Origin of the sequence: Jatrophihabitans sp. (genome assembly GCF_036388195.1) — a bacterium.
Classification (GTDB): Bacteria; Actinomycetota; Actinomycetes; order Mycobacteriales; family Jatrophihabitantaceae; genus Jatrophihabitans_A.
The window spans coordinates 32,416-55,055 of sequence record NZ_DASVSG010000163.1 but is presented as its reverse complement, the minus strand read 5'-3'; the positions used below and the strand labels follow the sequence as shown (position 1 = coordinate 55,055).

The window sequence follows — 22,640 nt, the reverse complement described above, 5'->3', positions numbered from 1 at the left end:
CGAGCCACCTCCCGCTGGCAGGACCGCGGAGATCCGGTACGCGGTCCTGCTGTGGGAGGAGGTGAGATGGATGCCGAGAATGTCAGCAAAGCAGAAAGCCAGGATCTGGTGCGTAGCCTTGGGGGCGGTCGCACCAACGATCCTGGCAACTGCTGAACTGATCCGGACCCTCGCGGACCGGTAACCGGCCCACTCGGGGCAGACCTCGGTAGCAGCCGGGGTCTGCCCTCTCATGTTCCCAGACCTTCACACCCATCGCAAGCGTCGCCCAGCGGGTGTCGGCGTGGCGCCGCGACCCGTCACAGAGTCTTCCGGGGCCCGCTCAGCTCGTCCAGGATCAGCACGGTCTGGGTCGCGAGCACGTCCGGCATGGTCTGGAAGGTGTTGAGCACCAGCTCTCGCATGCTGGCCGCGTCCTGGGTGCGCACCAGCAGCACCAGGTCGTTCTCACCGGAGACCAGCGCGCCGTGCCACACCTCGGGAATCTGCAGCACCTGGCGCCGGACCGCCTTCCAGGAATGCTGGCTGATCTTGAGATAGACGTAGGCGGAGATGCCGTAGCCGTAGCGCTCCGGATCGATCGAGGCGGTGTAACCGGTGATCACGCCCTCGGAGACCAGCCGCTCCACCCGGGTGTAGGCGCTGGCCCGGGAGATGTGCAGCCGTTCGGCCAGCGCCCGCATCGAAAGCCGGCCGTCCTCGCGCAAGGCTGCGACCAGCGCCCGATCGGTGTCGTCGAGCTGGACCGGTTGTCTAGCCTCAACCGCTTGCGGTGGCTTCTGATTCGACATACTGCAGCATATCAGGCACCAGCTAGCCGTTCGTCTGCATTCACCGCGCTTTTCTGGATCAACGGCTCTGAACCCACCACACTTGGCACATGACTGTGGCCACTCCGTCCGCCGGGTTCCTGCCCGCCGCGACACCACGCTGCCTGATCGACGCCGACGGCCAGCCCACCTCCGGCGACCCCGCTCAGCTACCCGATCCCGCCGTGCTGGCAGAGCTGTTCCGGCTGATGTCGATCGGCCGCCGTTTCGACAGCCAGGCCACCGCCTTGACCAAGCAGGGCCGGCTGGCGGTCTACCCGTCCTCCCGCGGCCAGGAGGCCTGCCAGGTCGGCGCGGTGACCGCGCTGGCCGAACGGGATTGGCTGTTCCCGACCTACCGGGATTCGGTGGCGCTGGTCAGCCGGGGCATCAACCCGGTCGAGGTGCTGACGCTGCTGCGCGGCGACTGGCACTGCGGCTATGACCCCTACCTGCACCGCACCGGCCCGCAGTGCACGCCGCTGGCCACCAACACCCTGCACGCGGTGGGCCTGGCGCACGCCGCCCGGATCGCCGGCGAGGACACCGTGGCCCTGGTGTTCGTCGGCGACGGCGCCACCAGCGAGGGCGACACCCACGAGGCGCTCAACATCGCCGCGGTCTGGCAGGCGCCGGTGGTGTTCCTGGTGCAGAACAACGGCTACGCGATCTCGGTGCCGCTGGCCAAGCAGACCCGGGCCGAGACGCTGGCCCACAAGGGCATCGGCTACGGCATGCCCGGCGTGCTGATCGACGGCAACGACGCCGCCATGGTCCACGTGGCGGTGACCGAGGCGGTCGAGCGCGCCCGTGGCGGCGGGGGGCCCACCCTGATCGAGGCGCTGACCTACCGCATCGAGGCGCACACCAACGCCGATGACGCCACCCGCTACCGGCAGGAGTCGGAGGTCGCCGGCTGGCTGGCGCGTGACCCGATCGCGCGGCTGCAGACCTACCTGACCAACCAGGGGCTGCTCGACGACGCGGCGCTCGCCGCGATCGCCGAGGAGGGCGAGACCCGGGCGTCCCGGCTACGGGCGGCGATGAACGCCGACCCGGTCCTCGACCCCGCGGACCTCTTCTCCCACGTCTACACCGAACCGACGGCTGCCCTGCGCAGCCAGGCGGCCGTCCTGGCCGACGAGCTCGCGGCTGGCCAGTCATGACCGCGGTGGCGGCGAAGACCGAGCTGGGCAGCCTTACGATGGCCGGCGCGCTGAACCGGGCGCTGGCCGACGAGCTGCGCGCCGATAACCGGGTGCTGGTCTACGGCGAGGACGTCGGCGCGCTCGGCGGCGTGTTCCGGGTCACCGACGGCCTGGCTGCCGAGTTCGGCGACCAGCGGGTGTTCGACTCGCCGCTGGCCGAGTCGGGCATCGTCGGCACCGCGATCGGCATGGCGATGCACGGCCTGCGCCCAGTGGTCGAGATGCAGTTCGACGCCTTCTCCTACCCCGCCTTCGAGCAGATCACCTCGCACCTGGCCAAGCTGCACAACCGCACCGGGGGCCGGATCACCCTGCCGGTCGTCATCCGGATCCCGTACGGCGGCGGCATCGGTGGCGTGGAACACCACAGCGATTCCTCCGAGGCGTACTGGGTTCCCACGCCCGGCTTGAAGGTGGTCACCCCGGGCACCGCCTCGGATGCGTACTGGCTGCTGCGCCAGGCCATCGCCAGTGACGACCCGGTGATCTTCCTCGAGCCCAAGCGCCGATACTGGGCGAAGGAGGAGATCTCTCTTGAGCCCGCGGCGCGGTTCGACCAGGCGCTGGTGCGTCGTGCTGGCACCGATGTCACGCTGATCGGCTACGGCTCGATGGTCCCGACGCTGCTGGAGACCGCTGACGCGGCCGCCGAGGACGGCATCTCGGCCGAGGTGATCGACCTGCGCTCGCTGGCGCCCTTCGACGACCGGACGGTGGTCGCCTCGGTCCGCCGGACCGGGCGTGCCGTGGTCGTACACGAAGCCAGCGGGTTCGCCGGCTACGGCGCCGAGGTCGTGGCCCGGCTCACCGAGCAGTGCTTCCACCAGCTGCACGCGCCGATCGGGCGGGTCACCGGCTTCGACATCCCGTACCCGCCGCCGATGCTGGAACACCATCACCTGCCGTCGGTGGACCGCATCCTCGACGCCGTGGACCGGCTGCAGTTCGACGACACCGTGGTGCTGCCGAGCGGGCCGGGTTCGAATGCCTGACTTCCTGCTGCCCGACCTCGGAGAGGGCCTGACCGACGCCGAGATCCTGACCTGGCTGGTGGCGGTCGGAGATCAGGTGAGCGTCGACCAGCCGGTGGTCGAGGTCGAGACCGCGAAGGCCTCCGTCGAGGTCCCGATCCCCTTTGCGGGCCGGGTGTCGGCGCTGTTCGGCGCCCCCGGCCAGCGAATTCCGGTCGGCTCGCCGCTGATCACCGTCGAGGACGTCAGCGTGTCCTCCGAGCCCGACGCCGCGGTCGCCGAGTCCGACGCCGCGGTCGCCGAGTCCTCGGAGTACTCCGGCAAGGTGCTGGTCGGCTACGGCACCTCCTCCGCGCCGGTCCGTCGCCGGGGCCGCCGTCGCTCCGCTGGCCCGACGCTGTCCGCTCCGGCTGCCCCTGCCGCCGCGTCTGCTGGCGGGCGGGAGCTGGTCGCCACCTCGGTCATCTCACCGGTGGTGCGCAAGCTGGCCCGCGACCGGGGCATCGACCTGGCCGACGTGCAGCCGTCCGATCCGTCCGGCGTCATTCGTCGTTGTGACATCGAGGCATTCACCCCAGCCGCTGCGACCCCGACCGTGACGCCGGCGTCGCAGAACGGATCGTCCGGTGTCGAGCGCGTGCCGCTGGTCGGGCTGCGCAGGACGATGGCCGACAAGCTCAGCCAGTCCCGGCGGGAGATCCCGGAGGCGACGGTCTGGGTCGACGTCGACGCGACCGGCCTGCTCGATGCCCGTCAGGCGCTGAACGCGGCCCGGCCGGACGAGCCGGTGACCGTGCTCGGCCTGCTGGCCCGGTTCTGCGTGCTCGGCCTGCGGCGCTACCGCGAGCTCAACAGCCGGATCACCGCCGATGCGGTCGAGATCCTGCCCGACATCAATCTCGGCTTCGCCGCCCAGACCCCGCGCGGGCTGGTGGTGCCGGTGATCCCGCAGGCGCAGGCCATGACCACCCGGCAGCTGTCCGCGGCGCTGACCGCCCGCACCGAGGCGGCCCGGGCCGGCTCGCTGAAGCCTGCCGAGCTGACCGGCGGCACGTTCACGGTGAACAACTACGGCGTCTTCGGCGTGGACGGCTCGGCCGCCATCATCAACCATCCCGAGGTGGCGATCCTCGGCCTCGGCCGGATCATCGACCGGCCCTGGGTGCACGACGGGGCACTCGCCGTGCGCAAGGTCGGTCAGCTGACCCTGGCCTTCGACCACCGGGCCTGCGACGGTGGGGTGGCCGGCGGGTTCCTCCGGTTCGTGGCCGACTGCATCGAGAATCCGGTGACCGCCCTCGGCGAGTTGTAGGTGGTTCGGGCAGGCCGCCGTGGCGGTGAGAGACTCAGCCGGTGACTGAACCGCGTCCTGAGCTGAGCGACTTCATCGCCGGCCTGCCCAAGGCCGAGCTGCACGTGCACCATGTCGGCTCGGCCTCGCCCCGCATCGTCGCCGAGCTTGCCGCCCGTCATCCGAGTTCCGGCGTGCCGGCCGACGTGGAGAAGCTCGCCGACTACTTCACCTTCTCCGACTTCAGGCACTTCATCGAGGTTTACCTTTCGGTGGTCGACCTGATCCGCGATGCCGACGACGTCCGGATGTTGACCTACGAGGTCGCCCGGGAGATGACCGGCCAGCAGATCCGCTATGCCGAGCTGACCATCACCCCGTACTCGTCGGTGCACCGGGGCATTCCCGCCGAGGCGTTCCTGGAGGCGATCGAGGACGCCCGGCTGGCCGCCGAACGGGAGTGGGGGATCGTCCTGCGGTGGTGCTTCGACATCCCCGGTGAGGCCGGCCTACCCGCGGCCGCCGAGACCGCCCGGATCGCGACCGAGCTGACACCCGACGGCCTGATCAGCTTCGGCCTCGGCGGCCCGGAGATCGGTGTGCCGCGCGCCCAGTTCGTCCCCTACTTCGACGCGGCGCGGGCGATCGGCCTGCACAGTGTTCCGCATGCCGGCGAGACCACCGGCCCGGACACCGTCTGGGACGCGATCCGGCTGCTGGGCGCCGAGCGGATCGGGCATGGGACGTCGGCCACGCGGGATCCGGAGTTGCTGGCCTACCTGGCGCAGCACCAGATCCCGCTGGAGGTCTGCCCCACCTCCAACATCGCGACCCGGGCGGTTCCGGAACTCGCCCAGCACCCGCTGGCCGAGATGGCCGCCGCGGGCGTGCTGGTGACGATCAATTCCGATGACCCGCCGATGTTCTCCACCGATCTCAACACCGAGTACGCGATCGCGGCCGAGTTGTTGAACCTCGACCACGCCGGGGTCGCCGCGCTGGCCGCCAACGCGGTCACCGCCTCGTTCGCTCCGGACGCGGTCAAGTCCCGGGTGCTGGCCGAGATCGAGGCCTACACGGCCAGCGCGGTCTGAGGGCCGTCCGCGTTTCTCCCGTCCGCGCAGGTAGAACGCCAACGAGCCCGGATCGGGATGCCCCGATCCGGGCTCGTGACTGGCAGGCAGCCGGGGGACGATCAGTCCGCCGGTCCGGACCCCAGGGTCACCGTGATGGTGTGGCTCTTGCCGCTGGCGTCGGTGTAGCGCAGCCGGATCTGGTCCCCCGGCTTGTGATTGGTCATCACGCTCGACAGCCCGCTGGCGCCGGTGACGGCGTCGCCGTCGACCTCGGTGATGACGTCGCCGGCCTGCAGCCCTGCCTTGGCCGCAGCGGAGCCGCTCACCACGCCGGCGATCGCCGCGCCGTCGCTCTGGCTGGACGGCGACAGCTCGACCCCGAGGAACGCCGGGTAGCCGATGTGCACGGTGCTGCTGGCCTTTCCGGACTCGATCTGGTCGGCGATGCTCAGCGCCTTGTCGATCGGGATCGCGTAGCCGGTGGTGACGCCCGTGCCGAACCGGGCCGAGGCCGAGGACGCGGCGGTGTCGATGCCGATCACGGTGCCGGTGGCGTTGTCATACAGCGGGCCGCCGGAGTCACCTGCCTCGATGGCGGCGTTCACCTCGATCATGCCGTTCAGCCGTTCGGCGTTGTCGCCATTGGCATCGCTGGCGGTCAGGGACCGGTTCAGCGCGGTCACGATGCCGGGCGCCGCGGTCGGGGTGCCGCCGGTCCCACCCGCGTTGCCCACCGCGGTGACGGCGTCGCCGACGGCCACCTTGTCGGAGTCCCCGAGCTTGGCGGTGGCCAGCCCGCTGGCGTCCTGGAGCTGCAGGACCGACACGTCATCGTTGGGGGCGGTGCCCACCACCGTGGCGGTGTAGCTCTTCCCGGTGGTCACCACCGTCACCGTGATGGCCGTGGACCCCTCGATGACATGGTTATTGGTCAGGATCTCGCCGTCGGACGTGAGCACGATGCCGGTCCCGGCGGCCTTGCCCGCGCCGTAGTTGAGAATGGTGTCGATGTTGACGACGCCGACCTGCTGGGCAGCGGTCGCCGGGCCGGTGGCCTGGTTGCCACGGGTACCCGAGCCTGGAAGGGGAGCGCTGCTCTCGCCGCTTCCGTAGCCATTGCCATACGGCGGAACCTGGCCGGCGCCGTTCTGCCCGAACGGGTTCTGGTTGGCCGGCGCGTTCAGCGCGGCCTGCTGGGACGGCCCGTCGTTCGCCCGGTCGACCGCCACCGCGATGCCTCCGGCGGCCAGCGCCGTAGCGGTCGCAGCCGCCACCGCACCGAGCAGCAGCCGGCGCGAAGGAGGCTTGGACGCGACCGGCGGGGTGGGCCAGAACTGCGAGCCCATGTGCTGCGGGCCCACGTACTGCTGGTCGGCGTACTGCTGGCTGTCGTACTGCTGCGCGGCCGACCACGCCTGCTGGTGGGCGGTCGGCACGAAGTACGGCTGCTCCGAGGGAGCGCTGGCGTATCCGGCCGGCTCGTCCGCGGCTGCCTGCCCCTTAGCCGGCTGCCCGAAGGGAAGGGAGCCGTACGGCGTCTGCCCCAGGGGCGGCCGGCCATACGGCGTCTGCCCATACCCGGCTTGCCCATACCCAGACTGGCCAGACACCGCCTGGTCGTACTCAGCCCGTCCGTATCCAGCCTGGCTGTCTCCGGCTTGCCCGTACGTCGGCTGGCCATACGTCAGATGGCGATCCGGAGCCGGCGGCTGCCACATCTGCGGCTCGGCGTGCTGATCGTCGGCGGGACGGTCTGACTGCTCGGGCACGGGTTGGTCGCTCACGCTGATCCCTTAAGTTCGCGTCGTCTGCTTTCCTACGACACGAGCTAACCTTGGGGACCTCGCCACTCGCTTTGAGCTCTTGTAGAACTGGCTGTGAATGCCAGGCCGCTCTGTAACAGCGGCCCGGCATCCGGCGATCAGGACGCGCGCTTGGCCACCAGGGTCAGGACGTCGTAGGTGGCGACCAGCTCGTCGTCCTGGTTGCGGACGATCAGATCCCACCGCACCTCGCCGTAGTCCTCGGTCTGGCGCGCCTTCTTCTCCTTGCAGGTCAGCTGGGCCCGGATCGAGTCACCCACCTTGACCGGGGTGATGAAGCGCAGGTTGTCCAGGCCGTAGTTGGCCAGCACCGGCCCGGAGGACGGCTCCACGAACAGCCCGGCCACCCGGGAGATCACGTAGTAGCCGTGCGCGACGATCCCGCCGAACAGCGGGTTGCGCGCCGCGGCCTCGGGATCGGTGTGGGCATAGAAGGAATCTCCGGTCAGGGCCACGAACGAGTCGATGTCCTCAGCCGTCACGGTGTGGCTGTCGGTGAAGAGCACCTGTCCGATCGCCAGGTCTTCCAGGTGCTTGCGGAACGGGTGCTCGTCCTCGGTGACCGTCGGGGCGCCGGGCACCCATCGCCCGGTGACCGCGGCCAGCGCACGGGGCGAGCCCTGCACCGCGGTCCGCTGCATGAAGTGCAGCACCCCCCGGATGCCGCCCAGCTCCTCGCCGCCGCCGGCCCGTCCGGGACCGCCGTGCACCAGCATCGGCAGCGGCGAGCCGTGGCCGGTCGAGGACCGGGCGTCGTCGCGATCGACCACCAGCATCCGTCCGTGGTGGGCGGCCGCGCCGAGCACGACCTCGCGGACGAAGTCCGGGTCGTAGGAATAGACCGAGCCGGCCAGCGAGCCCTCACCCCTGGCCGCGAGCTCGACGACCTCGTCGGTGCCCTGGTAGCCGATCAGCGTGGCCACCGGGCCGAACGGCTCGACGGTGTGCACCGAATCTGCGGTGGCGTTGCGGGCGCGCAGCACGGTCGGCGCCACGAACGCCCCGGTGTCCGGCAGCGCCTTCGCGGCGGGTGAGTCCAGGCCGCCGATCACCACGTCGGTATCGGTGGCAAGCTTCTCCAGGTTCGCCGCCAGCTGCTCACGCTGCTCCAGGGTGGCCAGCGCGCCCATCGTGGTTCCCTCGACGCGCGGGTCGCCGACCACCACCTTGGACAGCTTCGCCGTCAGCGCCTCGATGACCGGCTCCACCTGACCGGACGGCACGAACGCGCGCCTGATCGCGGTGCACTTCTGGCCGGCCTTGACGGTGATCTCGCGGGTCAGCTCCCGGATGAACAGGTCGAACTCCGGCTCGCCGGCGACCGCGTCCGGGCCGAGGATCGCGCAGTTGAGCGAGTCGGCCTCGGCGGTGAACTTGACCGACTCCCTGATGACCACGGGGTGCTGGCGCAGCTGCCGGGCGGTGTCGGCCGATCCGGTGAACGAGACGACATCCTGCCCGGTGAGGTGGTCGAGCAGGCCATCGGGGGCGGCGCAGACCAGCGAGATGGCGCCGGGCGGCAGCAGTTGGGACTCGACCATGTCGGCGAACACCTTGGCCGTCAGGTAGGCGGTCTGCTCGGCCGGCTTGACCACCACCGGGATGCCGGCCAGGAACGCCGGGGCGAACTTCTCCAGCATCCCCCAGACCGGGAAGTTGAAGGCGTTGATGAACAGCGCCAGCCCGTGCTTGGGGGTGTAGATGTGCTGGGCCACGAACGAGCCGTCCTTGGACGCCTGCTCGACCGGGCCGTCCAGGTAGACGGTGGAGTCGGGCAACTCGCGGCGGCCCTTGGACGAGTAGGCGAAGAGCACGCCGATGCCGCCGTCGACGTCGAACTTGGAGTCGAACAGGGTGGCGCCGGTGGCGAACGACAGCGGGTAGTAGTCCGATTCCCGGCGGTCGTTGAGGTAGGTGGCCAGCTGCTTGAGGATCGCGGCGCGCTCGGTGAAGGTCATCCGGCGCAACGCCGGGCCGCCGACCGTCCGGGCGTAGTCATAGGCCGCGGCCACGTCGACCGGCTCGTTGGACCACCGGGCCACCGGCTGCGAGGTGGACGCGTCGAGCAGCTCGAGTCCCTCATCGGTGGGGGTGACCCACTGGTCACCGAGATACGAACGCAGCAATTCGGCCATCGGAAGATCCCTTCGTTCTGGGGCGCCGTGCGGGGTTTTCAGCTCGTGGCAGCTTGCCAGCGGCCAGAACACCAGCATAGACTAACCGAACGATCATTCGGTTTTGAGGAGAGTTATGGACGCCACTCGGCAGCAGGCCGACTTCGATGCCCTGATCGCCTCCGACGGCCGGGTCGAGCCCCGGGACTGGATGCCCGAGGGCTACCGCAAGACCCTGATCCGGCAGATCGCCCAGCACGCCCACTCCGAGATCATCGGGATGCAGCCGGAGGGCAACTGGATCACCCGGGCGCCGTCGCTGCGCCGCAAGGCGATCCTGCTGGCCAAGGTGCAGGACGAGGCGGGGCACGGCCTGTACCTGTACTCGGCGGCCGAGACCCTGGGCATGAGCCGCGAAGAGATGCTGGACCTGCTGCACGCCGGCCGGCAGCGGTACTCCTCGATCTTCAACTACCCGACGCCTACCTGGGCCGACGTGGCCGCGATCGGCTGGCTGGTCGACGGCGCCGCGATCACCAACCAGGTCCCGCTCACCCGCTGCTCCTACGGGCCGTACGCCCGCGCCATGATCCGGATCTGCAAGGAGGAGTCCTTCCACCAGCGGCAGGGCTTCGAATCGCTGCTGCAGCTGTCCAACGGCACCCCCGAGCAGCACGAGATGGCTCAGGACGCGGTCAATCGCTGGTGGTGGCCGTCGCTGATGATGTTCGGCCCGCCGGACGACGACTCCCCCAATTCCGCGCAGTCCACCGCCTGGGGGATCAAGCGGTTCTCCAACGACGAGCTGCGCCAGCGCTTCGTCGACATCTGCGTGCCGCAGGCCGAGACCCTGGGGCTGACCCTGCCCGACCCCGACCTGGTGTGGAACGCCGAGCGCGGTCACTACGACTACGGCGTGATCGACTGGACCGAGTTCCAGCAGGTGCTCAAGGGCAACGGCCCGTGCAACCGGCAGCGGATCGCCGTCCGGCGGCAGGCGCACTCCGACGGCGCCTGGGTGCGCGAGGCCGCCGCTGCGTACGCGGCCAAGAAGCAGGCAGCCGCGGTGACGGAGGCCGCGTGAGCACGCCGCCCACCCCGCTGTGGGAGGTGTTCGTGCGGCCCGCTCGCGGCACCAATCACGTGCACGTCGGCTCGCTGCATGCCGCGGACGCGACGCTGGCGTTGCAGAACGCCCGCGACCTGTACACCCGCCGCAACGAGGGCGTGTCGATCTGGGTGGTGCGCTCGGTCGACATCACCGCCAGCTCGCCGGAGGAGAAGGACTCCTTCTTCGAGCCCTCGGCGGACAAGCCGTATCGGCACCCGACGTTCTACACGATCCCCGAGGGCGTCGAGCACCTATGAGTGGGCGGTCACGTATGAGTGAGCATCGCAGCGAGCGCCAGCGAGCGAGGAGCGGAGCGAATGACTAGCTCAGCCCCGGCCAACGCTGAGGTCGCCGCGTACGCGATCCGGCTCGGCGACGACGCGCTGATCCTGTCGCACCGGCTGTCGGAATGGTCGGCCCATGCCCCGCAGATCGAAGAGGACATCGCGCTGTCCAACATCGCGCTCGACCTGCTCGGCCAGGCCCGCACGCTGCTGACCTACGGCGGCTCGTACAGCGGCCGCTCCGAGGACGACCTGGCCTACCTGCGCGAGGAGCGCCAGTTCACCAACCTGCAGCTGACCGAGATCGAGAACGGCAACTTCGCGGTCACCATGATCCGGCAACTGCTGTTCTCCTGCTACCAGCACGAGCTCTACCGAGACCTGGAGTCCTCCCGGGACGCCCAGCTGGCCGCGATCGCCGCCAAGGCCGTCAAGGAGGTGGCCTACCACGTCGAGCACGCCAGCACCTGGATCATCCGGCTGGGCGACGGCACCGAGCTGAGCCACGACCGCGCGCAGGCCGCCCTCGAGACGGTATGGCCGTACAGCCACGAGATGTTCGCCGATGACGAGCTGGCCCGGCGGATCGCCGACCTGGGCGTCGGCCCGCTGCCGTCCGGTCTGCGGCCGGCCTGGCTGGGCTCGGTCCAGGACGTCCTCACCGAGGCGACGCTGACCCTGCCCGACGATGACTGGAAGCCCACCGGAGGCCGCAAGGGGCTGCACACCGAGGGTTTCGGCTACCTGCTCGCCGAGATGCAGCACCTGCACCGTTCCCACCCGGGAGCCCAGTGGTGACCCCCGAAGCGACGATGACGACCGGCGCCGACCTGGAGAAGCTGGCTGCGCTGCGGCTGGCCGCCGCGGAGGTTCCGGACCCCGAGATACCGGTGCTGACCATCGCCGACCTGGGCATCCTGCGCGACGTCCGGTTCGCCGCCGACGGCCTGCCCGAGGTGGTGCTGACCCCGACCTATTCCGGCTGCCCGGCGACCGAGGCCATCCGCCAGGACGTGCTGACCCAGACCCGAAGCGTCGATGCGCGGGTCCGGGTGGTCATCGAGCTGGCGCCGGCCTGGACCACCGACTGGATCACCGACGACGGCAAGGCCAAGCTGCGCGACTACGGCATCGCCCCGCCGCGGCCGACCAGAACCGGCCCCGTCCCGGTACGGCTGGGCAGCCGGCCGGCCGTGCGCGATGCGGCGCGAACCGACCCGGCCCGCTGCCCGCGGTGCGACTCGGCCGACACCGAGCTGATCAGCCAGTTCGGCTCCACGCCGTGCAAGTCGCTGCGCCGCTGCCGCGGCTGCGCCGAGCCCTTCGACGAATTCAAGTCGCTGTGAGCGGCGGCTTCCACTCCCTCGCCGTCGCCCGCGTCGAGCCGCTCACCGAGGCGTCCTGCGCGGTGCACTTCACGGTGCCGGCCGAGCTGCGCCACGAGTACGCCTTCCAACCCGGCCAGCACCTGACGCTGCGCCGGACCGGCGGCGACCAGGAGGAGCGCCGGACATACTCGCTCTGCTCGACGCCCGCAGACCTGGCCGAGCGCGGCGCGCTGCGGATCGGGGTCAAGCGGATCCCGAACGGGCTGTTCTCCGGCTGGCTGACCGGCGAGCTGCAACCCGGCGCCACGATCGAGGTGATGACCCCGGCCGGCCGGTTCGGCACCCCGGTCGCGCCGGAGAACGACCGCCACGTCTGTTGCCTGGCGGCGGGCTCGGGGATCACCCCGGTGCTGTCGATCGTCACCTCGATCCTGCGCACCGAACCTGCCAGCCGGGTCACCCTGATGTACGGCAACCGCACCTCCAACGACGTGATGTTCCTGGAGGAACTGGCGGACCTGAAGAACAGCTACCCCAGCCGGTTCACCCTGCTGCACGTGCTGTCGGCCGAGCCGCAGCTGTCTGACCTGCTGACCGGCCGGATCGACGAGGACAAGATCAACGTCCTGCTCGACGGCCTGTGCAAGGACGTCGACGAGTGGTACCTGTGCGGCCCGCTCGGCATGGTCACCACCGTCCGCGCCGCGCTGGTGACCGCGGGAGTGCCCGGCGCCTCGGTGCACTCGGAGCTCTTCTACGTCGGTGACGAGCCACCGGAGCCGGCCATCGTGCTTGCGTCGGAGCATGCGGCCACCGAGCGCAGCCAGGTGACGGTCACCCTGTCCGGCCGGACCTCGACGATTCCGGTCAGCTACACCGGCCAGAGCATCCTCGACGCGGTGCTGGCCAGCCGGCCGGACGCGCCCTATGCCTGCAAGGGCGGCGTCTGCGGCACCTGCCGGGCGATGGTGACCGCGGGCTCGGTCTCGATGACCCGCAACTACGCCCTGGAACCCGAGGAGCTGGCCGCCGGGCTGGTGCTGGCCTGCCAGTCCCGCCCGGTGACCGCCGAGGTCAGCCTGCGGTTCCAGTAACCGCAGCGGACCGTCCCCGGATCGAGGGTCCTCTCCACTAGCCTTGGCCGAATGGACGTCAAGGGCGCGGTCCCGATCGGCGGGCAGCCGGTCGAGCAGGTGGTCAACGTCCGCCGTCCCCGCTCGGTCATCGCGTTCGCCTGCTGGTTCGCGCTCGGGGTAGGAGTGGCCTACCTGGGGTTCGTGATCGTCGAGAAGCTGCGCACCATCGTGTACCTGCTGGCGTTCTCGCTGTTGATCGGCGTGACCCTCGACCCGCTGATCGGCTTCCTCCAGCGGCGCGGCATGCGTCGATCGGCCGCCGCGCTGCTGACCTGGCTCGGCGTCGTGGTGCTGCTCGCCACGCCGTTCGTGCTCGCGGTGGACGCCGCCACCACCCAACTGCCGGCGCTGATCAAGTCCGTGCCCGAGCTGATCCGCAACGCCGAGAGCCATCTGGGCGTGCTCGGTGACCGGCTGGCGGCCGTCACCGACGCGCCGGCCCGCGGCTCGGTCAATCCGACCGAGGTGCTCGACTACGTCCTGACCGGCGGGGCGCTGCTGTTCACCGCGGTCACCGACATCGTGGTGGTGGCGTTCCTGTCGCTGTACTTCGCCATCGAGCTGCCGCACCTGCGGCAGCTGGCGCTCAAGGCGGTGCCGGCGTCCCGCCAGGTTCGCACCGCCCGCATCCTCGATGAGCTGATCGTCCTGGTGGGGCGGTTCATGCTCTCCACGGTGGCGATCGCGATCCTGGTCGGGCTGAGCACCGCGCTCTGGGCACTGGCCTGGGGCATTCCTTACCCGGTGCTGCTGGGCGCGCTGGTGACGGTGCTGTCGCTGGTCCCGGTGATCGGCTCGACGGTCGGCGGCGCGGTGGTGACGCTGGTGGCGCTCACCGTCGGCCTGCCGACCGCGATCATCACCCTGATCTTCTACATCAGCTACCGGATGGCCGAGGACTACCTGATCCAGCCCCGGATGATGAAGTACTCCGTCGAGCTGCCCGGTGTGATCACGGTGCCCTCGGTGATCCTCGGCGGGGCGATGCTCGGCGTTCCCGGCGCGCTGTTCGGGGTTCCGATGGCGCTGATCCTGCGGGTGCTGGTCCGCGAGCTGGTGTTTCCGGCGACCGACCAGGCCTGACGCGGGCCGGGCGCGGGCCGGACGCGCTGGCCGCCTGCCGGATCAACGCTGGCCTGCCGAATCAACGCGGGCCGGACGCGCTGGCCTGCCGACAACGCTGGCCTGCCGGATCAACCGGGGTGAAGCCGCCCAGCCGTCAGAGCGACCTCAGGGCGTCCCCACCGTCGCGGCGGCCTGCCGGCCCGCCATCCTCAGCCACCGCACCGGATCGTCCTGGGCCGCCCGGACCGACCCGGCCAGCTCGGTCAGGCTGAGCAAGCTGGCGCCGGGCGCCGCGGCAGCCATCCCGCCGGCCACCGACCCGGCCACCACCAGCGCGGGCACGCCCCGGTCGGCGGCAGCCTGCAGGACGTACCCGCAGGCCTTGCCGGTCAGGGAGCCGGCGTCGAAACGTCCCTCGCCGGTGATCACCAGGTCAGCCCGCCGTACCGCATCCGGCAACCCGATCAGCTCCGCGATGGCCGCAGCGCCGGGCGCCAGCTCCGCGCCCCAGTACGCCAGCCCGTACCCGGCGCCGCCGGCCGCCCCGCAGCCGGGCCGGTCCGGATCGGACCCGAGCACCGCCGCGAGCCGGCGCAGCCCCCGGTCGAGCTCATCGACCTCGGCGTCGGTGGCCCCCTTCTGCGGGCCGAAGACGTAGGCCGCACCCGACGGGCCGTACAGCGGCGCCCGCACATCGACCAGCACCCGGACGCCGTCGGGCGGCACCGGCGCCAGCCGGTCGGTCCGCACCGCTGCCAGCCGGGTCAACCCCCGGCCGCCGACCGGCAGCAGCCCGCCGGCGCCCACCCACTGGGCGCCCAGCGCCGACAGCGCCCCGGTTCCGCCGTCGGTCGAGGCGGATCCGCCGAGCGCCACCACCAGCCTCCGGACCCCGGCGCGCAACGCCGCCGCCAGCACGATGCCAAGGCCGATGGTGTGCGAGCCCATCGGGTCCAGCGGGCTCAATCCGGCGATGCCGCAGGTCTCGGCGAGCTCCACGGCAGCGGTGTCGCCCGAACGCAGGTAGCGGCCGGGCCGGGGCATGCCGACGGCATCGACGGTGGGCACCGCGACCCACTCCGCGGCGGGCCAGTCCTGGGCCAGCACGGCCACCGTGCCATCGCCGCCGTCGGCCATCGGCAGGATCGTCAACTCGTCCGCCGGCCGGGCCGAACGCCAGCCCGTGGCCAGCGCGGCGGCGGCGTCCGGCGCCAGCAGGCTGCCCTTGAACTTGTCCGGTGCGATCAGCACCCGCAACGTCATCGACGGCCGGCGAACCGATCGGGCGCCAGGAAGCCGATGTCATGGCGGGTGGAGCCGTCGATCACCAGGTCGGCGACGATCTCGCCCACCACCGGGACGAACTTGAAACCGTGCCCGCCGAAGCCGAGCGCGAGCACCACCCGCCCGGACGAGCCCGGGTGGACGCCGAGCAGGAAGTCATCGTCGGGGGTGCTGGGATACAGGCACACCTGACTGGTCGCGCAGCCGCCGGTCAACCCCGGCAGCGCCGGGGCCAGCACCTGCCGCAGCGCCAGGCACTCGTCCTCCGACACCGTCCGCTGCATGGTGTCGGGATTGACGTCGACGTTCAGCCAGTCGTGGTAGAACGCGGCCTTGACCCCCTCGTCACCGGGCTGGTGCGGAAATCCGTACACCTCGAGCCGGTCGGCTCCGGCAGGGACCGGAAAGCTCCACAGGTAGACCGGGAACACCTCGGGCGCGTAGTCGGCGGCCGAGGTCTGGGGCCGCAGCCAGTGCACGGTCTGGCGCTGCGCCTGGATCGGATACCGGTCGAGGTTGGCCAGCCGGCCGGCCCACGCTCCGGTGGCGATCACCGCCCGGGGGGCATGCAGCTCCTCACCACCGGCCATCAGGTGCACGCCGCCGGGACCGAGCTCCACCTGCTCCACGGCCGTGTCGAACCACAGCTCCGCCCCGGCGTCAGCGGCCAGCTCGAGGTTGGCCAGCACGGTGACCTCCGGGCTGACGAATCCGGCGTCGGCCTCGTACACGGCCAGCTGGCCCTCCGGCAGCGCGAACTGCGGGTACCTGGCCCGTAGCCCGGCCGCGTCCAGGACGTCATGCGGCAGGCCCCAGCGGCGGGCCGAGGCCAGCGTCCCCGACACCACCGCGCTGTCCGGCGCGCCGATCATCAGCGCGCCGCACCGGGTGAACAGCTGGCTGCCGAAGGTGGCCGACAGCTCGTCCCACAGCTCGTAGGCACGCATCAGCAGCGGCACGTAGTCCGGTTTCTCGAAGTACGCCTTGCGCACGATCCGGGTGGCGCCGTGGGAGGAGCCGAGCGGGTGCGCCGGGGTGAACTGCTCGATGCCCAGCACCCGCTGACCCCGCGCCGCCAGCGCGTAGGCCGCCGCCGAACCCATCCCGCCCAGCCCGACGACGATCACGTCGTATTCGCTCATGCCACCTCGCTCTTCGCCCGCCTGAACTGCCCATCCCATGATGTCGCAGTCACCGGCGGCCGGTTCGCGCGGCACGGCTCAGCCAGGCGCCACACCGAAGTCCAGGGGTTACGGTGTGCGCGTGAGCTGGCTGACCGAACCGGACGAGGAGTGGGACGAACGGGAGGCGCCGCCCCGGGGCCACCGGTTGAAGATGGCAGCTGCCGTGCTGGCCGGCTGGCTGGCGGTGAGCCTGATCGTCCTGGTCGGCCTGCTCAGGTTCGGCGACCGGGACTCCCTGGGCAAGCGGGCAGGCTCGCCCGCGCCGAAGGCCACCTCGACGGCGACAGCCCCGACCGTGACAGCCCCGACCGCGGCGACTTCCCGCCCGGCAAGCCCAGCCAGCAGCCCGGCCACCGGCGCGGTCCCCGCGGGCTGGGTGCGCCGGGCCGGTGATGAGCAGGCCAACTGCACGGCGCACTCGTACGGTCAGGTGCAGATCTTCTTCGCCCGGACGCCCTGCTCCGGGGTGCGGCGAAGCCTGCTCACCACCGAGCGGAACGGCCGGGCCATCGTGGTGGCGGCCAGCACGGTCACCTTTGGCAGCCCGGCGCAGGCCACCAGCTACCTGCGGCTGGTCACCTCGGACGGGACCGGCAACGTCAACGACCTGCTGCGCGAGGGCGTCCGCTACCCGGGGTCGCCGAGCAAGCTGCCCGGCGCCGCGTTCGCGTCCCGGCAGGACGGCCCGCGGGTGCTGGTCGCCGAAGCCGCCTTCGAACAGGGGCCGTCGGACTACCAGGATCCGACCCTGCAGGCAACGGCCCGCGCGGCCGTCGAGGCCGGCTGACGCGGTTCAGCGGCGGGTCACGGTCCAGCGTCGCGTCCAGGCTGATCTGCACCCCGGTGAGTGCCTTGCTGACCGGGCAGGTTATTGAACTGGAATCAAGGCATTCGATTGAACGCATACGACCTTATCGCGCCCGATCTATTGATCGCTGGGAGAGCGGGCACGGGCGGTATCAGTCCTGCTTCTTCTCCAGGTCGGCGGTCAGCCGGCGCAGTTTCTTGATCAACCGGGCCCGGCTGGGAGCGTCGAGTTCGGTGGCCTCGCAGATCTGGGCGGGCACCCTGGCAGCCCTGCGCCGCATCGCCTTGCCCTGCCTGGTCAGCTGCACGTCCACGGTCCGCTCGTCACCGGCGCGCCGGTGCCGGGTGACGAGCTCCAGCGCCTCGAGCCGCTTGATCAGCGGCGAGAGGGTGTTGGACTCCAGGTGCAGCCGGGTGCCGATCTCGCCGACCGAGGAGGTCCCCTGCTCCCAGAGCAGCATCAGAACCAGGTACTGCGGGTACGTCAGCCCCAACTCGTCGAGCACCGGGCGGTAGGTGGCCGTCATGGCGCGGGACGCCATGTAGAGCGCCAGGCAGAGCTGGTCATCGAGACCTTCGGGGATCTCGTCCGCGCGCATCATCGCCGTCATACCGGCAAGGGTAATCCGGGTTGAGGGGATTTGGATGCCTTCAAACTGCCTGATTTTCCTCGCGCGGCGGCCCGGAAGGTTATCGGGACGGCCGCGGCTCGTCACCGCGGTGCGCAGACGCAGAGAAGCCTTGCCCGACCCAGTACCCCCGTACCGTCGCGACAAGGCTTCTACTGCTCTTGCGTCCCTCGTGTACCCCCGTACGAGCGAAAGAGTATCGAGCCGAGCGCTAGGCACACAAGCGGCAAACTAGTCACCGACCAACTACTGCCAGTGGTCGAACTGGGTCGAGTTTGTGCAGCAAACTACGCACGATTCGCCACTGGCAAGCGATAGAGTCAGGTCCCGTGGCTTCTCCTCCGGACACCGGTTCCCACAGCGCCGACGAGGGCAGCCAGCAACCCACCGTTCCTCCCGTGAAGGGCAACCGGATGCCGTGACCGCCCAGACGTGCGCATTCTGCGGCGGCGCCGACGTGGTGTGGGTCCACCCGCTGGCAACCGACCGGGTCCAGTTCCGCAAGTTCGGCAAGGACGACTCGCTGCAAAGCTTCTGGACGCTCTGTCAGAGCTGTGAGCAGCTCTACCAGGACGGCCAGGACGATCAGCTGATCGCCCTGATGAAGAGCGCCGGCGAGTGGGTCTGGCAGGGCACCGATGTGGAGGACGTGCTGCGCAAGCCGGTGGACGTCTTCCGGGAGGCCGACCTGGGCCGCCGGGCGATCGGAACCGCCTGAGCTGCCGCCCAGCGATCAGACCCGCTCAAGAGGTCGGCCAGGGCGGTCAGGCCGAGGTGAAGCCGCGGGTCCTGCCCTTCCGCTTAGGCTGGGCTCGAAGTCACCTACGTACGCCCAGGGACCGTCACAGATGCAGCCCGCTGAGAACGCGATCGCGACCGTTCTCCAGCGGCTGCCCACCTCCACAACCGACATCCCACAGCTGATCTGCATCGAAGGCCCGGGCGGCTCAGGCAAGACGACGCTCGCGCTGGCCGTGGCAACGAGCCGGCCCGATATCACGCTCGTCCACGGCGATGACTTCTACGGCCCGGAGGAACGCGACTGGCGGTCGTGGACCCCGCGGCAGGGCTACGAGCGCTACTTCGACCACCAGCGGGTCGAGCGTCAACTGCTCCGGCCGCTCAAGGCCGGCCAGCAGGCAAGGTTCCAGCGCTATGACTGGGACAACAACACCCTTGCCGACTGGGTCACCGTCGAGCCACAAGGCATCGTGCTGGTGGAGGGCGTGTACCTGCTTCGTCGCGAGCTGCGGTCCTACTGGGATCTCACCGTCTACGTCGACGCCCCGCGGGACCTCCGCCAAAACCGCCTGCACGCCCGAGGCGAGAACGACGAGGGCTGGATCCAGCGATGGGCCGCTGCCGAGGACTACTACGAGCAGGTCGAGCAGCCTGCCCAAGCGGCGGACCTGGTCGTCAACGGTTACTGAGGCGCCTCGCGACCTCAAGCAGGCCCGAACGGTGCCGGAAGGTCTATCCCGAACCGCTCGCCCAGCCGTCGCATGTCCTCGAAGTCCGTCTTCCGTGGCGGATAGCCGAGATGGCACAGGACCTGGTCCTCGGCCGGGCAGCACAGCACCTCTCTGCCACCGAGCACCCCCTGCACTGGCGCCGAATAGTGCCATCGCGACCGGCCGTCGAGCTGGATCTGGTCACCGCCACCGTCCGGCGTCGGGTCCACCGGGTGCAGGTCGACCTGCCTGCCCGCCAGATCGACGTAGGCGATCGCGTTCGGCAACCAGTCCCGCAACACCTCGAACCTCAACACCCACAGCACATCGTGGACGACTTCGAGATCGGGCCGTGCGACCACCAGGTCGAGATCGGAATGCGGCCGGCTCTGCTCGCCGAGCAGCGCATCCACGCCCCAGCCACCGTCCACCCACACCAGCACCTCGGCCTGCTGCAGCCGGCCGAGCAGCTGCACCACGTCGCGCTCGTCCACCGCCCGATCATGCCCCACCGTCAGAGCTGCCTGCCGTGGGCGAGGCAACTAGGATCACGGGCGAGGCGCCGAGCCCGCGCGACCGATTCGCCCCGGGAGATGCGATGGCCACCACCAGCACCACCAGCACCGCTGAGCCGTACGTGCCGGAGACCGACCGGCTGCCCGACCTGGCCCGGGCAGCGGCCGGATGCCGTGGCTGCGAGCTGTACCAGGACGCCACCCAGACCGTCTTCGGCCGTGGCCCGGCTGGCGCGGCGATGATGCTGGTCGGTGAACAGCCCGGTGATGTCGAGGACCAGCGGGGCGAGCCGTTCGTCGGGCCGGCCGGCAAGCTGCTGCACCGTGCGCTGACCGAGGCCGGCATCGAGCCGGAGAGCGCCTATCTCACCAACGCCGTCAAGCATTTCGCGTTCACCATGCGCGGCACCCGTCGACTGCACCAGACACCGAAGCGCGGCCACGTCGTGGCGTGCCGGCCCTGGCTCGCGGCGGAGCTCCGGTCCGTCCACCCGAAGGTGTTGGTCGCTCTCGGCGCTACTGCCAGCCAGGCGCTGTTCGGGCCGTCGTTCCGGCTGAGCCAGCATCGCGGCGAGGTGCTGCGCCTACCCACCGCGGACCAGTCACCGGCCATCGACCCTCAGGTGATCGCGACGATCCATCCGTCGGCGGTGCTGCGCGCCGGGGACGATCGTCAAGCGATGTACGACGGGCTGGTCGAAGACCTCCAGCGCGGCGCCACGCTGCTGTCCTGAACCCAGCCGATCGATCCGGGCTAGGTCGCCGGGATGCCGTATTCGGCCGCGAACTGCTGCACCGTGCCGTAGTAGGCGTTGTGATCGCAGTTGCCGAACGGCGCGGACGAGCGCGGCCAGCCGGTCGGCACCGGCCAGGTCGACGAGCCGTCGGTGTACTGCCAGCCGTCCCACGGCTCGGGAGGCGCCTTGCTCGAGTAGTTGGCCTTGACGAGGCCGAGCCATGACGGGCGCTTGGGGTACAGCTGCGCGAGGTCACCGGAATTCCCGTACACCTTGACCCGGCGCTGGCTCAGCTTCGCCGCGAACAGGTTGGCCAGCGTGGTGATGCTGGCTGAGTGGTCGCCGCTGTACTTGCCGCCCCAGGACTCGACGTCGATCATCGCGACGAAATGCGGGCTGACCTTCGCGTTGGCGAAGAAGAGGTTGGCCTGCGCCTGCTCGTTGCCGGGCGACCAGACGTGGTAGCCGCCGTACCCGACCAGCTTCTTGCCCGAGCCGGAGTTGCTGAGACACCAGCTGCCGTTGGCAGCGGCGTTCGGGTCGACGTAGCTCGTTCCCTCAGAGACCTTGAACATCAGGAACGGGCCGGTGAACTGGTTGTTGACCGGCGCCTGGTAGTGGCTGACGTCTGGCCAGAACACAACATTGGTCATCGCGGGTCTCCCTGGGCGTGCTGCAGCTGCGGGTACGACGCGAGGCTATCGAATCGGGTCACTTTGCGCCCGTTACGCTACGGATTTCCTGATTAATGCAGTTATCTCGCGAGCGGGCCTTCGGCGATCAGCGAGTAGGCACGCCGGTTGTAGGAGTGCGGGAAACCGTACTGCTCCTTGAGCATGCTCGCGATGTGGATGAGCTGCACCTGCGAGTAACGCTGCTCCATGTACTGCCGCATCACCGGCGCGCTGAGCAGGTTGTAGTGGTACTGCCCTCGCGGCTCCTCCTGATGCTCCGGCTGCTCGTCCATCCGGAAGAAGCAGAAGTACAGCCCGCGGCGAGCCATCCGGACCGCGGTGGTGACCACGGTGTCCATCGCCTGCAACGACAGGTGCTCCAGGATGTCGAAGCCGAACACGTAGTCGACGCTGGCATCCGGCTCGGTCAGCGAGAGGATGCTCCCGACGCGGAAGTCGACGTCCGGGAACCGGAGCTTGGCATTGGCGATATTGGTCTCGCTCAGGTCGATGCCGGTGTAGTCGAGGAAGCGGGCGATGCCGTAGTCGGCGAAGGCCCGGTAGTCATTGGCCGACCCGCACGCGAACTCGACGACCCGCAACGGCGGCGCCTCTTTGGCTGCGAGCGCCTCGCGCCAGCGGCCGGCGAACACCGGCGCCCGGTCAGCGATCACGTCCATCACCTGACGCACGATCGCCAGCCGCTCCGGATTCATGGTGTTGGTCAGCGGCACGCCGAGCTCCTTGGCGCGCAGCCGGATCGCGTCGTTGAGCTCGACCGCGTGCGCCAACTCGTCCCGCATCAGGTCCTCGAAGCGCGTTCCGAACAGCGCCCGTACCAAGGTGTGCCGGGCCAGGATGCTCTGGGCGTTCAGGCGGGGATCCTGGTAGCCGGTGACCAGGTAGACGTCGAGGATCTCCGAACTCTTCTGTGCCCAGGCACCGCGGAGCTTGGCCTCCTCCTGCCGGGTGGTCTCCTTCGGCAGCTTGAGCCTGCTCTTCGCTTCGGAGAACACCGACGAGGCCCGGCGGACGGCGCGGGCCACCACGGCGCGGCGCCGGCTGCCCCTGGGCAGGGCTCTTTCGACCAAGGGGTTGCCAATCAGATCCGACCGTCGCATCACTCGATACTCTTCCTCGCCG

The 22,640-nt window shown here is 70.2% G+C and carries 23 protein-coding genes; 14 read left to right on the top strand and 9 right to left on the bottom strand.

Annotated features, from left to right (window positions below; all coding sequences use genetic code 11):
• Positions 1 to 299: 299 nt before the first annotated feature.
• A complete protein-coding gene (locus VF612_RS16495) occupies positions 300 to 791 on the bottom strand; it encodes an Lrp/AsnC family transcriptional regulator (RefSeq protein ID WP_408660937.1) in 492 nt (163 codons plus the stop codon).
• 89 nt (positions 792 to 880) lie between these two features.
• Here VF612_RS16495 and pdhA point away from each other — a divergent pair, with 89 nt between their 5' ends.
• From pdhA to VF612_RS16475, 4 genes are read left to right on the top strand one after another with little or no spacing between them, the layout of a single operon-like run.
• Positions 881 to 1,975, top strand: a complete 1,095-nt coding sequence (gene pdhA, locus VF612_RS16490) for a pyruvate dehydrogenase (acetyl-transferring) E1 component subunit alpha (RefSeq protein ID WP_408660936.1) — start codon at positions 881 to 883, stop codon at positions 1,973 to 1,975.
• Positions 1,972 to 3,009, top strand: coding sequence for an alpha-ketoacid dehydrogenase subunit beta (locus VF612_RS16485; RefSeq protein ID WP_408660935.1), 1,038 nt, complete (start codon positions 1,972 to 1,974; stop codon positions 3,007 to 3,009). The genes pdhA and VF612_RS16485 overlap by 4 nt, the downstream gene beginning before the upstream one ends.
• Complete coding sequence (locus VF612_RS16480; protein ID WP_408660934.1) at positions 3,002 to 4,300, top strand: dihydrolipoamide acetyltransferase family protein; 1,299 nt, start codon at positions 3,002 to 3,004, stop codon at positions 4,298 to 4,300. The genes VF612_RS16485 and VF612_RS16480 overlap by 8 nt, the downstream gene beginning before the upstream one ends.
• 41 nt (positions 4,301 to 4,341) lie before the next feature.
• Positions 4,342 to 5,373 carry an adenosine deaminase gene (locus VF612_RS16475; protein ID WP_408660933.1) on the top strand — a complete coding sequence of 344 codons (1,032 nt, stop codon included), beginning with the start codon at positions 4,342 to 4,344 and terminating at the stop codon, positions 5,371 to 5,373.
• A 101-nt stretch (positions 5,374 to 5,474) separates the two neighbouring features.
• On the opposite strand, the gene VF612_RS16470 is transcribed toward VF612_RS16475, so the two are convergent.
• Positions 5,475 to 6,791 carry a S1C family serine protease gene (locus tag VF612_RS16470; protein ID WP_408660932.1) on the bottom strand — a complete coding sequence of 439 codons (1,317 nt, stop codon included), beginning with the start codon at positions 6,789 to 6,791 and terminating at the stop codon, positions 5,475 to 5,477.
• Between the two features lie 485 nt (positions 6,792 to 7,276).
• Positions 7,277 to 9,313: a phenylacetic acid degradation bifunctional protein PaaZ gene (paaZ, locus tag VF612_RS16465; RefSeq protein WP_408660931.1), complete on the bottom strand. Its 2,037-nt coding sequence runs from the start codon at positions 9,311 to 9,313 to the stop codon at positions 7,277 to 7,279.
• A 115-nt stretch (positions 9,314 to 9,428) separates the two neighbouring features.
• Here paaZ and paaA point away from each other — a divergent pair, with 115 nt between their 5' ends.
• From paaA to VF612_RS16435, 6 genes are read left to right on the top strand one after another with little or no spacing between them, the layout of a single operon-like run.
• Positions 9,429 to 10,376 (top strand): 1,2-phenylacetyl-CoA epoxidase subunit PaaA, encoded by a 948-nt coding sequence (gene paaA / locus VF612_RS16460; RefSeq protein ID WP_408660930.1) that lies wholly within the window; start codon positions 9,429 to 9,431, stop codon positions 10,374 to 10,376.
• On the top strand, positions 10,373 to 10,660 hold the full coding sequence (paaB, locus tag VF612_RS16455; protein ID WP_408660929.1) for a 1,2-phenylacetyl-CoA epoxidase subunit PaaB: 288 nt from the start codon (positions 10,373 to 10,375) through the stop codon (positions 10,658 to 10,660). Before paaA ends, paaB begins: the two co-directional genes overlap by 4 nt.
• Before the next feature lie 60 nt (positions 10,661 to 10,720).
• Positions 10,721 to 11,485, top strand: a complete 765-nt coding sequence (gene paaC, locus VF612_RS16450; protein ID WP_408660928.1) for a 1,2-phenylacetyl-CoA epoxidase subunit PaaC — start codon at positions 10,721 to 10,723, stop codon at positions 11,483 to 11,485.
• Between the two features lie 14 nt (positions 11,486 to 11,499).
• On the top strand, positions 11,500 to 12,033 hold the full coding sequence (gene paaD, locus VF612_RS16445; RefSeq protein WP_408660941.1) for a 1,2-phenylacetyl-CoA epoxidase subunit PaaD: 534 nt from the start codon (positions 11,500 to 11,502) through the stop codon (positions 12,031 to 12,033).
• Complete coding sequence (paaE, locus tag VF612_RS16440) at positions 12,030 to 13,109, top strand: 1,2-phenylacetyl-CoA epoxidase subunit PaaE (protein ID WP_408660927.1); 1,080 nt, start codon at positions 12,030 to 12,032, stop codon at positions 13,107 to 13,109. The genes paaD and paaE overlap by 4 nt, the downstream gene beginning before the upstream one ends.
• A 51-nt stretch (positions 13,110 to 13,160) precedes the next feature.
• Entirely contained in the window at positions 13,161 to 14,234 is a 1,074-nt protein-coding gene (locus VF612_RS16435; RefSeq protein WP_408660926.1) for an AI-2E family transporter, read from the top strand.
• A gap of 147 nt (positions 14,235 to 14,381) precedes the next feature.
• On the opposite strand, the gene VF612_RS16430 is transcribed toward VF612_RS16435, so the two are convergent.
• Together VF612_RS16430 and solA are read right to left on the bottom strand one after the other, a co-directional pair.
• A complete protein-coding gene (locus tag VF612_RS16430; RefSeq protein WP_408660925.1) occupies positions 14,382 to 15,467 on the bottom strand; it encodes a glycerate kinase in 1,086 nt (361 codons plus the stop codon).
• Between the two features lie 8 nt (positions 15,468 to 15,475).
• A complete protein-coding gene (gene solA, locus VF612_RS16425) occupies positions 15,476 to 16,642 on the bottom strand; it encodes an N-methyl-L-tryptophan oxidase (protein ID WP_408660924.1) in 1,167 nt (388 codons plus the stop codon).
• 121 nt (positions 16,643 to 16,763) lie between these two features.
• On the opposite strand from solA, the gene VF612_RS16420 reads away from it, so the two are divergent.
• A complete protein-coding gene (locus VF612_RS16420; protein WP_408660923.1) occupies positions 16,764 to 17,471 on the top strand; it encodes a hypothetical protein in 708 nt (235 codons plus the stop codon).
• Between the two features lie 172 nt (positions 17,472 to 17,643).
• On the opposite strand, the gene VF612_RS16415 is transcribed toward VF612_RS16420, so the two are convergent.
• On the bottom strand, positions 17,644 to 18,093 hold the full coding sequence (locus VF612_RS16415) for a MarR family winged helix-turn-helix transcriptional regulator (protein WP_408660940.1): 450 nt from the start codon (positions 18,091 to 18,093) through the stop codon (positions 17,644 to 17,646).
• A gap of 445 nt (positions 18,094 to 18,538) precedes the next feature.
• Here VF612_RS16415 and VF612_RS16410 point away from each other — a divergent pair, with 445 nt between their 5' ends.
• Together VF612_RS16410 and VF612_RS16405 are read left to right on the top strand one after the other, a co-directional pair.
• Entirely contained in the window at positions 18,539 to 18,838 is a 300-nt protein-coding gene (locus tag VF612_RS16410) for a hypothetical protein (protein WP_408660922.1), read from the top strand.
• A gap of 130 nt (positions 18,839 to 18,968) precedes the next feature.
• On the top strand, positions 18,969 to 19,550 hold the full coding sequence (locus tag VF612_RS16405; RefSeq protein WP_408660921.1) for a uridine kinase family protein: 582 nt from the start codon (positions 18,969 to 18,971) through the stop codon (positions 19,548 to 19,550).
• Positions 19,551 to 19,564: 14 nt separating this feature from the next.
• Here VF612_RS16405 and VF612_RS16400 read toward each other — a convergent pair whose 3' ends face one another.
• Positions 19,565 to 20,065: a nucleotidyltransferase domain-containing protein gene (locus VF612_RS16400; protein WP_408660920.1), complete on the bottom strand. Its 501-nt coding sequence runs from the start codon at positions 20,063 to 20,065 to the stop codon at positions 19,565 to 19,567.
• Positions 20,066 to 20,169: 104 nt separating this feature from the next.
• Here VF612_RS16400 and VF612_RS16395 point away from each other — a divergent pair, with 104 nt between their 5' ends.
• Positions 20,170 to 20,820 carry a UdgX family uracil-DNA binding protein gene (locus VF612_RS16395; protein WP_408660919.1) on the top strand — a complete coding sequence of 217 codons (651 nt, stop codon included), beginning with the start codon at positions 20,170 to 20,172 and terminating at the stop codon, positions 20,818 to 20,820.
• A 20-nt stretch (positions 20,821 to 20,840) separates the two neighbouring features.
• Here VF612_RS16395 and VF612_RS16390 read toward each other — a convergent pair whose 3' ends face one another.
• The gene (locus VF612_RS16390) at positions 20,841 to 21,476 is read right to left on the bottom strand and encodes a GH25 family lysozyme (RefSeq protein WP_408660918.1); all 636 of its coding nucleotides are present in this window, start codon (positions 21,474 to 21,476) and stop codon (positions 20,841 to 20,843) included.
• A gap of 101 nt (positions 21,477 to 21,577) precedes the next feature.
• Positions 21,578 to 22,588, bottom strand: coding sequence for a class I SAM-dependent methyltransferase (locus tag VF612_RS16385; RefSeq protein WP_408660917.1), 1,011 nt, complete (start codon positions 22,586 to 22,588; stop codon positions 21,578 to 21,580).
• Positions 22,589 to 22,640: the final 52 nt, after the last annotated feature.